This window comes from Photobacterium sp. Alg240-V54, from assembly GCF_900537155.1.
Classification (GTDB): Bacteria; Pseudomonadota; Gammaproteobacteria; order Enterobacterales; family Vibrionaceae; genus Photobacterium.
On record NZ_UNRL01000013.1, the window covers coordinates 49429 to 63113 of the forward strand.

The window sequence follows — 13685 nt, forward strand, 5'->3', positions numbered from 1 at the left end:
CCCTCCTTTATCGACTGCGTTATATTATTATTATCATTTACTGGTCAAAAATATAATCCCTGTGTATGGTAACTACAGAGCAACAAATTATCTTATCGTCAACTTCTTGTTCTTTATTTGATTTTAACACCAGTCCGTTGGTGTCTACGCCTTGCGCCACTGCCTATATCAATAAATGAACATGCTGTTTCATCATTACCAGGGAGGTTATTATGATAACGCATATCAGCCCTATCGGCGCTATGAACCTATTATCACAAATAGAAGCCGACAGCTTAAAAGCAACCGCATCCAGTGATTTATATCGCCTTTATCGCAACTGCTCACTGGCGGTTTTAAATTCAGGTAGCCACACTGATAATTCCAAAGAGTTACTTGAAAAACATCTCGATTTTGCAATTAACTTATTGCGTCGTGAACGTGGGATTAAAATCGAGCTGGTCAACCCACCTGAGCATGCTTTCGTTGATGGTCGTATTATTCGCGGCATTCAAGAACACATGTTTTCCGTATTACGCGACATTATTTATGTAGATATGCATATTGCCCGTCGTAACGATATCGATCTTGCCAGCGCGCCCCATATTACTGATTTTGTGTTTAGCCTATTACGTAACGCCCGCACGCTACATGCTGGCGAAGATCCTAATATTATTGTGTGCTGGGGCGGCCACTCCATTAACCCGATTGAGTATCAATATACTCGCGAAGTCGGCAATGAATTAGGTTTGCGTGAACTTAATATTTGTACTGGCTGCGGCCCAGGCGCAATGGAAGGCCCAATGAAGGGAGCAGCCATTGGTCATGCCAAACAACGTTATTCTGGCAGCCGCTTTATTGGGTTAACTGAACCATCAATTATTGCTGCAGAGCCACCTAATCCTATCGTCAATGAATTAGTTATTTTACCTGATATCGAAAAACGCCTAGAAGCCTTTGTTCGAGTTGGTCATGGGATCATTATTTTCCCTGGTGGCGCAGGTACTGCGGAAGAGCTGCTGTATATTTTAGGGATCTTAATGCATCCTGATAACGCTGAACAACCGCTGCCCTTAATCCTCACCGGCCCTAAAGAAAGTGAAGCTTACTTTCGCACTTTAGATGATTTTATTCGTGATACTTTAGGTGAAGCAGCAACTCAGCATTATCAAATTATTATCGGTGATCCTGCTGAAGTTGCCCAAGTGATGAAAGCATCGATGGCGCGTGTGAAAGAACATCGTTTAGCGACAGGTGATGCTTATTGTTTTAACTGGTCACTGACGATCCCTGAAGATTTTCAAATGCCCTTCTCACCGACCCATAAAGCAATGGCGAGCTTAGATTTACATATGGATCAGCCGAAAGAAAAACTGGCAGCTAATCTACGCCGTGCATTTTCAGGTATTGTCGCAGGAAATGTCAAAGAAGAAGGTATTCATGAAATTGAGCAATATGGTCGGTTTAAAATCGATGGTGATAAAATACTGATGCAGCGCATGGATAAACTGTTGAAGAACTTTGTCGACCAACAACGAATGAAATTACCCGGAAGTAAATACGAGCCTTGTTATGAAATCGTCAACTCGCACCAGCAACCGAAATAAGTTCGTTATTTGGTAACAGTTTTGCGTACAATAAGGAGCCTAAGCGCTCCTTTTATTCATCTAAACAGAATTTATTTATGGCTATTCACCTCGTTGTTATTGATGCATTAAATCTTATTCGTCGCGTGCATGCGGCGCAACCGGGGCAACCCGATGTCGACAACACTGCCAGAGTATGTTGTCAGGCATTACAGAAAATCATTAGTAGCACCCAGCCCAGCCATATTGTGGCGGTATTTGACCATAATAGTGATGATCGCGGCTGGCGAGCAGAGTTACTGCCGCATTATAAAGAAGGCCGAAAACCAATGCCGCCAGAGTTATTAGCAGGCATGGACACGATTCAAGATGCATTTATGGCAATCGGTATTGATTCACTATTATCAGAGGGTGATGAAGCCGATGATCTAGTGGCAACCTTAGCCTTAAAAGTCGCCTCGCGTAATGAACAAGTGACTATTGTTTCGACCGATAAAGGCTATTGTCAGTTGTTACAACCCACCTTACGTATTCGGGATTACTTTCAACAGCGCTGGCTTGATAGCCCATTTATTGAAAAGGAATATGGCGTAAAGCCGCAATTATTAACCGACTACTGGGGATTAGCAGGCATCAGCTCCAGTAAAATTCCCGGTATTGCAGGTATAGGTCCTAAAGCTGCGGTTGAGTTATTAAGTCTTTACCCTAACCTTGAAGCGATTCTTACAGCTACCGATCTTGCCCCTAAATGGCAAAAAAAAATCACGGGCAATGAAGAAACAGCTCGCGCATCCAAAGCTGTCGCAAGTTTAAAAACCGATTTAACACTGGGCTTTAATTTGCAAGATATTCGTTATCATGAGTCAAATCAGGATTGATCTAGCCTCAATTTACACCCAAAAAAAACGCCACCCTCAAAAGGTGGCGTTGAGAAATTCACTAAATGGCTAGCGAATTAATACGCTGAACGATTATCTAAGCGTTGAATATGCACCGTAATTTCTTCACGGTCATGGTACAAGTGTTTTGCTTGTAGCTTAAACTTAACCCCATTTTTAATCAGCAATACTTTTAGATTTTCAATATCTTGCAGTACTTCATCATAACGGCCTTTCATTGGTAGCTTAAGGTTGAAAATAGCCTCTTTTGCCCATGCTTTTATTAGCCACTCACCCATTAGGTGCGCTACACGTGCTGGCTTTTCAATCATGTCACATACAATCCAAGTAATATTTTTACGTGCTGGTTCATATTTAAAACCATCAACTGCATGATATTTAACTTGGCCGGTATCCATTAAGCTTTGTGCCATGGTGCCATTATCAATCGCGTGAACGAACATCGAACGCTTCACCAGTTGATATGTCCAACCACCAGGGCACGCACCTAAATCAACACTCCACATACCAGGAGCTAAACGCTCATCCCACTCTTCACGAGGAATAAATACGTGAAATGCTTCTTCTAATTTCAGCGTTGAACGACTTGGCGCATCTGCTGGGAATTTAAGACGTGGAATACCCATAAAAAATTGGGAGTTATTTTGCGGGTAAGAATAACCAACAAAACAACAACCAGGAGCAATAAAGCACACGTGTAATACAGGTTTTTTATGGTTATCTTTAACGTATAAAACATTACGTTTACGCATTGCTTGGCGTAATGGCACTGTAAATTTACGGCAGAACTTCAATAGCTCTTTCGCTTCATTGGTATCTGGTGTTTCAATGCGTAAATCACCACAAATAGGAAATTTTTCACCAATGGTTTCTAAAATAGGTGAAATACGATCTTCTGCAGGTAAACCGCTCAACATTGCTGATGTAGCAAACATTTGGCGTGCAAAAATCAACTGTGAAAATGGCTGTAATTTAATGAATTTATCAGCATCACCTGCTTGATAGAATTCAAATAACACATAGCCTGAATTGTTTTTCACCCGAGGGAAACCAAACAATTCCAGCGTATTTGCTTTGTCTTGAACCTCTCCGGCACATTCTTTTTCAAAGCCAGGACGACAGTACAATAAAACTTGATTCACGTTGGAACCCTCAAGCTGAACGCCAGGCTGCTATTGCGAGCATTACCCAGCCAATAATAAAACATATTCCGCCCATCGGTGTGATAGGACCAAACCATTTAATGCCGGTTAAAGCCAGCGCATATAAACTGCCACTAAAGCAAATTATACCGAGGCCAAAAAACAGCGCCGCGTATGATAACGCTTTTGATGGCAAAAAGCGTGACAATATTCCACAAGCTAATAATGCTAATGTATGCCATGCCTGATATTGAACCCCGACTTTAAACACATCGAGTAAATAAGGGGCTAGCGTATGCGTTAAACCATGCGCTGCAAATGCCCCTAATGCCACCATCACCACGCCACTGCATGCAGCAATCATCAGCATCAATCGTGATTGTTGACGTTGTTTCGCGGTTAATTCAACCATTATAAATACACCTCTATGCTACTTCACTAGCAACACACTTTTTAATAAAAGCCGCTAATGACTCAATGGCGATAGCGATATTTTCAGCTTCAGTATGACCTGATGCTTTACGTGGTTTAAAACCATGATCACCATCGGCTAAAAACTGATAATCCACCTGAGCTGAAAATGACCACTGTTCAACTTCACTGCGCACGCCAAAGGTATCGCGTTCACCTTGCAAAATAAGCGTTGGTACACTAATAGTTGCCAAATGATCGCCACGATAATTTTCTGGCTTTGCTGGCGGATGAAAAGGAAAACCAAGGCAAGCAACACCACGAACGTTTGCCGCACAGTTATTCACTAGCGCTGTTTGGGCGGCAATATCAGTCACCATTAAACTCGCCATTCGACCACCCATTGATTTACCACCAATGACTAACTTGCCATTATCAAACTGTTCGATATGGGTTTGAAAATCGAGTAATAATTTAGGTTGGCGATCGGGCGGACGTTTTTTACCATCTTCGGCACGTTTGATCATATACGGGAAATTAAACCGTACTACCTGAATATTATGCGCCGCTAAACCACAAGCAACCGTGGTCATAAAAGCATGATCCATTCCGGCACCAGCACCATGAGCAAATAAAAACGTCGCTATCGCATCTTTAGCATCAGGGCCATCAATCAAATACTCACACTTCTTCAATGACATCAGGCATATCCTCTTGCTCTTTACGGGCTTTATTTAAAATCCAATCACGGAAAATTTGAATGCGTCCGGTATCCGCTTGTTTTTCCTGACATACAAAATAGAACGCATTTTTACTTACCAGAATTTCATCAAACGGACACACTAATCTTCCCGCTTCTAATTCAGGTTGCGCCAGAACATTATTTCCTAATGCAATGCCTTGGCCGTGAGCAGCGGCTTGTAATACCATGGTTGAATGGCTAAAGATCGGCCCTTGATTAACATTGACCCCCTTTACATCATAATGGCGAACATAGTTCTTCCACTCTTTGCGTGAAGTATCATGCAATAAAGTATGTAGTTTTAAATCTTCGATCGTGCGTAATGGTTTAGTGCCAACTAATAACATTGGCGAACACACTGGCATCATAAATTCTTGATATAGCTTATCAGCACGTAAACCCGACCAATTACCTCGACCATAATAAATCGCAACATCAACATCATCTGTCAGCGATCCTTCATCAAGATCAACCGCTTTAATGCGCACGTCTATTTCAGGGTGTTGCTCATTAAAATCCGTCAATCTTGGCACTAACCACTGAATCGCGAAACTAGGAGGTAAACTAATGGTTAATGCACCTTTTGAGCCCCTTTCTAGTACCTTATCTGTCGCATCTGAAATCGATGAAAAGATATCTTTAATATCAAGAAAGTAACTTTGTCCTTCCTCTGTTAATAGTAACGAACGATTACGACGACGGAATAATTTTAACCCCAAAAATTCCTCTAAGGCTTTAATTTGATGGCTAACTGCGGCTTGAGTAACAAACAATTCTTCAGCTGCTCGAGTAAAACTTAAATGCCTTGCAGCAGCTTCAAACACCTTTAATGAGTTAAGCGGAGGTAAACGTCTAGACATACTTTTCGATGCTCTCTAATGCATTAGTTTTTTTCATCTCAAACATTATAAATTGTCCATTGTTTAAGTGCTATATAAACCCTATTATTCGTTCCGCAATGTTGATTAACATTTTGTGTTTTGCCCTCTGGCTAACCGCTCAATCAGCATTGCGATGTTGTGTTTGCATATTGTCCGGATCCTGCCGGATAGGTAGTTATCTACCTCTTTACTTCCTGTATTTTGACTTCTGTGTCAAAGTAATTGTTAGCACTGCGCCCCAACGCAGTGCTATTTTTTTATTACTCAAAAATCATCGCAACACTTGCTCTTCCTGACATTTATTAGCATCATCGATAATTCAAATTTCTGTAATGTGATCCGCTATGACCATACCATTCGATATCAAGCAAATTCAAACCCAATTTCCTGCACTGCAACATTCAGATGATGCACCACGGGCGGTTTATTTAGACAGCGCAGCAACAGCCCAAAAGCCTGCGATTGTTATCGATACCCTACGTCACTATTACAGCGGCTATAATGCCAATGTGCATCGAGGTAGCCATAGTTTAACGACTAACGCGACCTTCGCTTTTGAACAAGCTCGAACAACCGTTCAACAATTTATTGGGGCAGCGAGCCCCAAAGAAATCATTTGGACTCGTGGTGCTACTGAAGCATTAAACTTGATCGCACAAACTTATGCTCGTAGTCACCTACAAGCTGGTGATGAAATTTTAGTCAGTGAAATGGAACACCATGCCAATATTGTGCCTTGGCAAATGGTCGCACACCAAACGGGCGCTAAAGTCGTTAAAATTCCGATGCATCAAGATTGCAGCTTGGATATCGATGCTTATCAACGTTTATTATCAAATAAAACCAAAATCGTAGCTGTTGCTCATATCACCAATGTCACAGGTACTCGCAATCCGATTGAGTCAATGATAGCTGCAGCTCACCACTATGGCGCAGTAGTTGTGGTTGATGGCGCGCAAGGCATTGCCCACGAACAGGTTGATGTGCAAGCGCTTGACGCTGATTTTTATGTCTTTTCAGGCCATAAAATTTATGCACCTGCAGGTATTGGGGCGCTTTATGGCAAACAAGCACTGCTAGAAGCGATGCCACCATGGCACGGCGGCGGCAAGATGGTAGAAAAAGTCTCTTTTTCAGGCACTGATTATGCTGGCTTACCGAGTAAATTTGAGGCTGGAACACCTAATGTGGCGGGCAGTTTAGCCCTTGCAGCAGCGATTGAATGGTTACAAAATATCGACCGTCAAGGCGCTGAACAACATATTGCTGATTTACGTCAACAAGCCTTAGATGGCATTAAAGATATTGATGGATTGCGTATTATCGGCCTGCAGCCAAATGCGAGCCTATTTTCTTTTGTGGTTGATGGTGTTCATCATCAAGACATTGCGACCTTGCTTGATCAACAGCATATCGCACTACGAGCTGGCCACCATTGCGCCCATCCGATGCTGGATGCGCTAGGATTAACAGGAACATTACGGGTATCATTAGCACTTTATAATGATCAACAAGATGTCGCGCGTTTTATTACAGCGTTACATAAAGCCTGCGATTTATTGTAATAGCAGCCAAGGAAAAAAGATGACCACCACTATAACGCTACCTCTGCACCCTTTTGGGACTGAGATCACCACCAGCGATATCATCGCCCAAATGCAAGCAGCAACAGGATGGGAAGATCGCTATCGTAACGTGATTCAGTTAGGTAAAAAACTGCCACAACTGGATGACACTTACAAACAGGATCAACTTAAAATTAGTGGCTGTGAATCACAGGTTTGGCTACATCATCAAATAAGTGATGACCGCTATTACTTCATTGCCGATTCAGATGCACGTATTGTGCGCGGCTTAATAACCCTCGTACTTGCTGCTTATCATGGCAAAACGGCAGCTGAAATTAACCATTTTGATATCGATGCTTATTTTGACAGCTTAGGGCTGATTGCGCATTTAAGTCCTTCTCGTGGGAATGGCTTAAAAGCGATTGTTGAGCAAATAAAGCAATTTGCAGCCTAATATAGCAACAAACTAACACCACTCCTCTGCCAAACACGCACAAAAAAGCGGATGCTAAATCATCCGCTTTTTGCTATTGCTTATCGAACAATGTGATGAATTTATTGATGATACTTTTCAATTAATTTTTTAATCACATGAGCGACAGCCACAAAACCAAAGCTGGCAGTTACCACTGTGGCTGCGCCAAAACCACTAGCACAATCCATTCGTTTAGGCCCTTCTGCTGTGGCTTTGATCGCACATGCTGAACCATCGGCTTGCGGGTATTTCAAATGTTCCGTGGAATAGACGCAATCAATGCCAAACTTACGCTTTGGATTTTTAGTAAAATTATGCTGGCGACGTAAGGTTTCACGTAATTTTCTCGCCAATGGATCTTGAATCGTTTTAGTTAAATCAGCAACTTGAATCTGAGTTGGATCTGTTTGTCCACCAGCACCGCCAATTGTGATCACTTTGATTTTATTACTTTTACAATATGCAAGTAATGAGGCTTTTGCTTTGAGGCTATCAATCGCATCAATGACATAATCACACTGAGTCGATAAATACTGTGCTTGATTATCAGGGCCGATAAAATCATCAATTAAATTAACTTTACACTCAGGGTTAATTAATTGAATACGTGCTGCCATCACTTCAATTTTGCTTTGACCGATAGTGCCTGTCATTGCATGAATTTGACGATTAATATTGGTTACACAGACATCATCCATGTCAATCAACGTCAATTCACCCACACCTGAACGGGCTAATGCTTCAGCGGCCCATGAGCCTACGCCGCCAATACCAATAACACACACGTGCGCAGCGCGAAGAATTTCAACTTCACTATTGCCATATAAACGACGAGTGCCGCCAAAACGCTGGTTATAACTATCGGATGCTGGGGTATCTAATTCACGCATACTGGGTTCTACACTGCTTGAGGTGGATAAACAAAGAGTGCGTTTTTATACGCACTCTGATAATAATTGTCTAGTCGCAGCCACAATAACTATGGCTGCGATAGCTGCGTTAATGCGCTTATTTTGGCATCAACCACGGGTCTTGAGTAGCAGAGCCTTTAAGGCCTAAACGCCATACTCGCCCAAAATGTTTGTAGTGACCTGCATCAGTACCCGCTTGTTTACCCATTCCGTGATACAAATCGAGGTGATTACGCTTAACGGCACCGCCAGTATCTAAGGCTAACAATAGACGTAATACATGCTTACCAGTCCAGTTACCTTTAGCATCAAGTTGTGGCACTTCTGCTAATAATACTGATCCCATTGGAATGTATTTACGATCTGCAGCTACTGCAGCATTAGCCAATAATGGAATACCTGCACTGCCTTTAACATCTAATGTTTTACGGGGTGAGAAAAATACAAATGATGGATTTTGCTCTAATAATTCACGTACCTCAGCTTCACTGTGATCAGCAACCCAATTTTGAATTGCTTGCAGTGACATCTTCTCTTTAGGCACTTCACCACGATCAATTAATACACGGCCAATGCTGACATAACGATGACCATTTTTACCCGCATAACCAAAATATTGCAGTTGGTTATTATCTTCAAAATGGACAAAGCCACTGCCTTGAACTTCCATCATAAACACATCAAGCATAGATTTACTGTAACCCAACACTAAACCTTGACCGGCTAACGCACCATCATAAATTTGTTCACGCGAAGGACAACGACCTTTACAGGTTGGCATCGCATAGATTGGGTAACGAAACACATTGGTTGGTTTATGGCGTAGCTCGATCACTGGTGAATAATAACCAGTAAACATCACATTACCTTCACCATTGGCACCGCCCATTTGCGCCGCTTGAATACCATATTTCGCTAATGTGCTTGGATCACCACTGTGATTAGCCCAGTTTTCAACTTGGTTGTATAACGGTTCAAATTTACGAGCCATTGATGGTGAACGCGAGGTGACCATTTTAGCCTGTGGTGCAAAAGTGCTGTAATCATGCGCTTTATTGGATTCAACTTGCGCCACTTTATTTAAAACATGTTTAAAATCTCGGCCTAGGTATTGGTGTGCTAATGGATTACCAACTGCAGCTAAACTTGGTTTTTCTGTTGTTGTACCTTCAGGTGATGAACATCCCACCAAGCTGAAAAGAATAATTGCAACGGTTGCTTTACGTAACACGATAGATAAGCCTATAAAAGTTTTACAAAAATATGGAAATGACAACTTATTTACTTTTGCCAAAGCAGTAAGCAGGTGACAATACTAACAAACACTTTCTAAAAAGAAGTAACTATTTCAAACAATCAACACATAACTGACATAACACCATCAAAGTATTTAAGACTAATTCGCTGCTACTAAAGTTCAATTACAACATCAAATAGATTATTGGCGCTCAAATACCGCGCTATAGTGTGCTGATTGATACCGAATAAGTGTATTGTCTTGATAGCGATAACTATAAAGCTGATCGCCAAATTGGTAACGTAATTGGGTGCCATTCCAAGAATAATTCGAGGTTAATAATCGTCCTTGGCGATAGATACCTTGCTGGCGAACTTCAAACGTTTCGACCTTATCTGGAGCAACCCCTTGTTCTTGCCATTCACCCATCACTTGTTGCATTAGTTGTTGATGCTGATCGATAGTCGTCTGCAATTTAAGCGCTCCGATAGCAAACACAATCACCGTTATAACAATGATAATTACCCAGCGTCCATATTGACACTGTTCATCCCAAAAACGCTGCAGTTTCATTTACTGGCTCGCCCCGTCAATACATGGCTATATCTATAACTATATAGCGGCTTTGACGATCAATACTTAATCAATCACAGTGATAATTAATGATTTAACTTTTATGTCATTTAAATGCTGCATAACACAAACAATTGCTTTAATTTATTGGCTATAAATCACACATAAATACAGATATGGATATCACTTGTGAATACACGTAAGACCCCACTGGTAAAAGGATTTCGTCAATCAGCCCCTTATCTCAATGCCCATGTGGGTAAAACCATGGTGATCATGGTCGGTGGCGAAGCCATTGCAGATCCCAATTTTGCCAACATTGTCAGTGATATTGCTTTGCTACACAGCTTAGGGATTCATATTGTGATGGTGTATGGCGCTCGCCCACAAATAAGTGCCTTATTACAACAGCAGCATTATACCAGCCCTTACCATAAGGGAATAAGAATCACCGATGAGCATAGTTTAGAAATAGCCAAACAAGCAGCAGGACAGGTACAACTTGATATTACAGCGCGCTTTTCAATGGGGCTCAATAATACTCCAATGGCAGGTTCACAAATTAATGTCATTAGCGGTAATTTTATTATTGCTCAACCGCTAGGCATTGATGAGGGAGTCGATTTTTGTCATAGCGGAAAAATTCGGCGGATTAATAGTACTGCGATAACCAGCCAGTTAGAGCAAGGTTCGATTGTATTACTCGGCCCGATTGCCAGTTCAGTGACAGGTGAATGTTTTAATCTTACCTCAGAAGAAATTGCTACTCAGGTCGCAATACGATTAGGTGCAGATAAACTGATTGGATTTTGTTCTGAGCAAGGAGTCGTTGATAGTAATAACAATATTATCTCTGAATTATTACCCCATGAAGCAGAACTATCATTGCAACAACTTATCGATAACGATGAGCAACAAAGCGGCACTGGCCGTTTTCTGCGTGGCGCTATTGCTGCTTGTCGAGCAGGTATACCTCGAAGTCATTTATTGAGCTATAAACAAGACGGGGCATTGATCCAAGAACTGTTTTCATTAGATGGTATCGGCACTCAAATTGTTATGTCGAGTGCTGAAAAGATCCGTCGCGCTGATATTAACGATATTGGAGGTATTCTCGATCTGATACAGCCTTTGGAAGCCGAAGGAATTTTAGTGCGCCGTTCTCGTGAACAACTGGAACGGGAAATTACGCTGTTTACTGTGATTGAACTTGATAATCTCATTATTGGCTGTGCTGCGCTTTACCCATATCCGGAAGAAAAAATGGCCGAAATGGCTTGTGTTGCTATCCATCCAGATTTTAGAGATGGGGATCGCGGCGTGTTATTACTCAATAAGTTGTGTCAGCAAGCGCGAGAATCTGGCCTTGATCATATCTTTGTTCTCACCACCCGTAGCCTGCATTGGTTTCGTGAGCAAGGGTTCTATGAATGTGATATAGAACAATTACCTTTGGTAAAAAAAGACCTCTATAACTACCAACGTCGTTCTAAAATACTTATAACACCAACCAGTTAAAACCAGAACAAAAATGTAACAAAGTATTAATTTATATGTTTATAATGTATGATGAAATCTAAAGTTAGTCACTTTAATATAATAATTTTAATAACTATAAATAACATACATACAAAAGAAAGGTTAAATAATAGCTTATGATGAGTTTACTATTTCTACTGGTATTTGTTGCAATGCTCTGCGCATTTACTGGAAAAAAAGCTGCTAGTTATATTGTTTTTGCCATCACTGTTGTTTTGGGACTGTATTGGTTCCATCACCATGCAACAGATTCTCTATCTATTTTACTCTAGGGAGAAAGTATGAATAATAAAAATGTAGCGCTCCTTAATGCCTTGGGTCTATTAGGGATCACCTTCGTACTATTGATGGCATCAGTCCTTCAGGTTGTGTTAAATGAGTTACCTTGCCCATTATGTTTACTGCAACGCTTAGGCTTTATGCTGGTGATGTTTGGTTTTATGCTCAATGTCGTTTATGGTCCACAACAACGCCACTACGGTATTTTAATTATCGGCGCTCTCTTTGGCGCAGCAACAGCATTACGTCAAGTATCACTGCACGTTATTCCAGGTACGCCGGGGTTTGGTAGTCCGGTATTTGGTCTCCATTATTATACTTGGGCCTTTATTCTATTTAGCCTAACGATTGTCGGTGTGGCGGTATTACAACTGTTATGGAATAAAGACTGGAATAATAATGATTACAAAATGAACCGTTTTGGTAAATTTGTATGCCTATTAGCTATTTTTGCTGTGGCAGTAAACGTGATATCGACTTTTATTGAGTGCGGTCCTTACCAATGTCCTGATAATCCAATTACTTATTGGTTATTTAACTAGACATTATCATCGCAATACAGTAACGCCAGTATTATTACTGGCGTTTTTTGTGTCAATATGTCAACATTTAAAGATAAAACAATTAACAATAAATCCCTTGAGAGTATACTATGCGAATTATACTGTTTCTGAAAAAGGTTTATTGCTACTGATGCTATGTATTTTTGTTTTTTGTCTCATGCTTATAACGATGTTAACGGCGCTTAAAGGTAAGAAAAATCTTAGTTATGCCATGTTTGCTTTAACCTTCATTGCCGGATCTATTTTGCTCAAACACCACATTGTATATACCCTGCCAATCTCAATTTAAGTACGCTATGAACAATCAACTTATTAATCGACTCAATATCTTAGGCTTACTTGGTATCACAACCATCTTGGCAACCGGATCTATCATTCAATTGGTATTTAAGGAATTACCTTGCCCGTTATGCTTATTGCAACGGATAGGGTTTATGATGGTAATGTTTGGCTTTATGCTCAATGTCCGCTATGGCCCACAACAACCTCATTACGGCATTATTTTATTTGGCGCTTTATTTGGAGCAACAGCAGCATTGCGTCAAGTCGCACTACACTTATTACCTGATGATCCTGGTTATGGTAGCCCCTTACTTGGTATGCATTATTACACTTGGGCTTTTGTTATTTTTGTAATGACCATCATTGGAGTTGCAGTATTACTGAGCTTATGGCGTCAACCAACAACAACCAGCAATTACCATATGAAAAAAATTGGTAACATCGCTTGCTATCTTGCTGTCGCGGTAGTGATCATCAATATTGTCTCGACATTTATTATGACCGGACCACATGTAACCCCTGCAGATCCTCATAGCTATTGGTTATTTGATCAATTTAAAAAATAACCTTTAGATAGCACAATGCCAGCACTAATGCTGGCATCGAGGTTGCGATTTC

16 protein-coding genes are annotated in these 13685 nt (G+C 41.0%); 9 read left to right on the forward strand and 7 right to left on the reverse strand.

The genetic code is table 11. The features are described 5' to 3' along the window. Positions 1 to 212 precede the first annotated feature (212 nt). Both ppnN and xni read left to right on the forward strand, forming a co-directional pair. The gene (gene ppnN / locus G6R09_RS18855) at positions 213 to 1586 is read left to right on the forward strand and encodes a nucleotide 5'-monophosphate nucleosidase PpnN (protein WP_065167327.1); all 1374 of its coding nucleotides are present in this window, start codon (positions 213 to 215) and stop codon (positions 1584 to 1586) included. A gap of 77 nt (positions 1587 to 1663) precedes the next feature. Beyond that, positions 1664 to 2443, forward strand: coding sequence for a flap endonuclease Xni (xni, locus tag G6R09_RS18860; protein WP_065167326.1), 780 nt, complete (start codon positions 1664 to 1666; stop codon positions 2441 to 2443). A 77-nt stretch (positions 2444 to 2520) separates the two neighbouring features. Here xni and rlmM read toward each other — a convergent pair whose 3' ends face one another. Genes rlmM through G6R09_RS18880 form a run of 4 tightly spaced genes read right to left on the reverse strand, consistent with a single transcriptional unit; the run spans position 2521 to position 5619 of the window. Further along, a complete protein-coding gene (rlmM, locus tag G6R09_RS18865; RefSeq protein ID WP_065167325.1) occupies positions 2521 to 3606 on the reverse strand; it encodes a 23S rRNA (cytidine(2498)-2'-O)-methyltransferase RlmM in 1086 nt (361 codons plus the stop codon). A 10-nt stretch (positions 3607 to 3616) separates the two neighbouring features. Beyond that, a complete protein-coding gene (locus G6R09_RS18870) occupies positions 3617 to 4018 on the reverse strand; it encodes a DUF423 domain-containing protein (RefSeq protein WP_065167324.1) in 402 nt (133 codons plus the stop codon). A 13-nt stretch (positions 4019 to 4031) separates the two neighbouring features. After that, positions 4032 to 4718, reverse strand: a complete 687-nt coding sequence (locus G6R09_RS18875) for an alpha/beta family hydrolase (protein WP_163924019.1) — start codon at positions 4716 to 4718, stop codon at positions 4032 to 4034. Beyond that, on the reverse strand, positions 4699 to 5619 hold the full coding sequence (locus tag G6R09_RS18880; RefSeq protein WP_087821801.1) for a transcriptional regulator GcvA: 921 nt from the start codon (positions 5617 to 5619) through the stop codon (positions 4699 to 4701). Before G6R09_RS18880 ends, G6R09_RS18875 begins: the two co-directional genes overlap by 20 nt. Before the next feature lie 365 nt (positions 5620 to 5984). On the opposite strand from G6R09_RS18880, the gene csdA reads away from it, so the two are divergent. Further along, on the forward strand, positions 5985 to 7205 hold the full coding sequence (csdA, locus tag G6R09_RS18885; protein ID WP_065167321.1) for a cysteine desulfurase CsdA: 1221 nt from the start codon (positions 5985 to 5987) through the stop codon (positions 7203 to 7205). A 19-nt stretch (positions 7206 to 7224) separates the two neighbouring features. Further along, positions 7225 to 7662 (forward strand): cysteine desulfurase sulfur acceptor subunit CsdE, encoded by a 438-nt coding sequence (csdE, locus tag G6R09_RS18890; RefSeq protein ID WP_163924021.1) that lies wholly within the window; start codon positions 7225 to 7227, stop codon positions 7660 to 7662. A 101-nt stretch (positions 7663 to 7763) separates the two neighbouring features. Here the strand turns inward: csdE and tcdA are convergent, their stop codons facing one another. From tcdA to G6R09_RS18905, 3 genes are all read right to left on the reverse strand, one after another. Further along, positions 7764 to 8573, reverse strand: a complete 810-nt coding sequence (gene tcdA, locus G6R09_RS18895; protein WP_065167319.1) for a tRNA cyclic N6-threonylcarbamoyladenosine(37) synthase TcdA — start codon at positions 8571 to 8573, stop codon at positions 7764 to 7766. A gap of 118 nt (positions 8574 to 8691) precedes the next feature. Beyond that, positions 8692 to 9825 carry a murein transglycosylase A gene (gene mltA / locus G6R09_RS18900; protein ID WP_065167318.1) on the reverse strand — a complete coding sequence of 378 codons (1134 nt, stop codon included), beginning with the start codon at positions 9823 to 9825 and terminating at the stop codon, positions 8692 to 8694. 207 nt (positions 9826 to 10032) lie between these two features. Beyond that, positions 10033 to 10404 carry a DUF2850 domain-containing protein gene (locus G6R09_RS18905; protein ID WP_065167317.1) on the reverse strand — a complete coding sequence of 124 codons (372 nt, stop codon included), beginning with the start codon at positions 10402 to 10404 and terminating at the stop codon, positions 10033 to 10035. A 189-nt stretch (positions 10405 to 10593) separates the two neighbouring features. Here G6R09_RS18905 and argA point away from each other — a divergent pair, with 189 nt between their 5' ends. The 5 genes from argA (at position 10594) to G6R09_RS18920 (ending at position 13633) form a co-directional block, all read left to right on the forward strand. Next, a complete protein-coding gene (gene argA / locus G6R09_RS18910; protein ID WP_107204602.1) occupies positions 10594 to 11922 on the forward strand; it encodes an amino-acid N-acetyltransferase in 1329 nt (442 codons plus the stop codon). 137 nt (positions 11923 to 12059) lie between these two features. Continuing rightward, positions 12060 to 12215 carry a DUF5993 family protein gene (locus tag G6R09_RS19960; protein WP_181315018.1) on the forward strand — a complete coding sequence of 52 codons (156 nt, stop codon included), beginning with the start codon at positions 12060 to 12062 and terminating at the stop codon, positions 12213 to 12215. A gap of 9 nt (positions 12216 to 12224) precedes the next feature. Beyond that, positions 12225 to 12764, forward strand: a complete 540-nt coding sequence (locus G6R09_RS18915) for a disulfide bond formation protein B (RefSeq protein WP_163924023.1) — start codon at positions 12225 to 12227, stop codon at positions 12762 to 12764. A gap of 151 nt (positions 12765 to 12915) precedes the next feature. Then, positions 12916 to 13074 carry a DUF5993 family protein gene (locus G6R09_RS20020; protein ID WP_373423724.1) on the forward strand — a complete coding sequence of 53 codons (159 nt, stop codon included), beginning with the start codon at positions 12916 to 12918 and terminating at the stop codon, positions 13072 to 13074. A gap of 7 nt (positions 13075 to 13081) precedes the next feature. Further along, positions 13082 to 13633, forward strand: a complete 552-nt coding sequence (locus G6R09_RS18920) for a disulfide bond formation protein B (RefSeq protein WP_163924025.1) — start codon at positions 13082 to 13084, stop codon at positions 13631 to 13633. Positions 13634 to 13685: the final 52 nt, after the last annotated feature.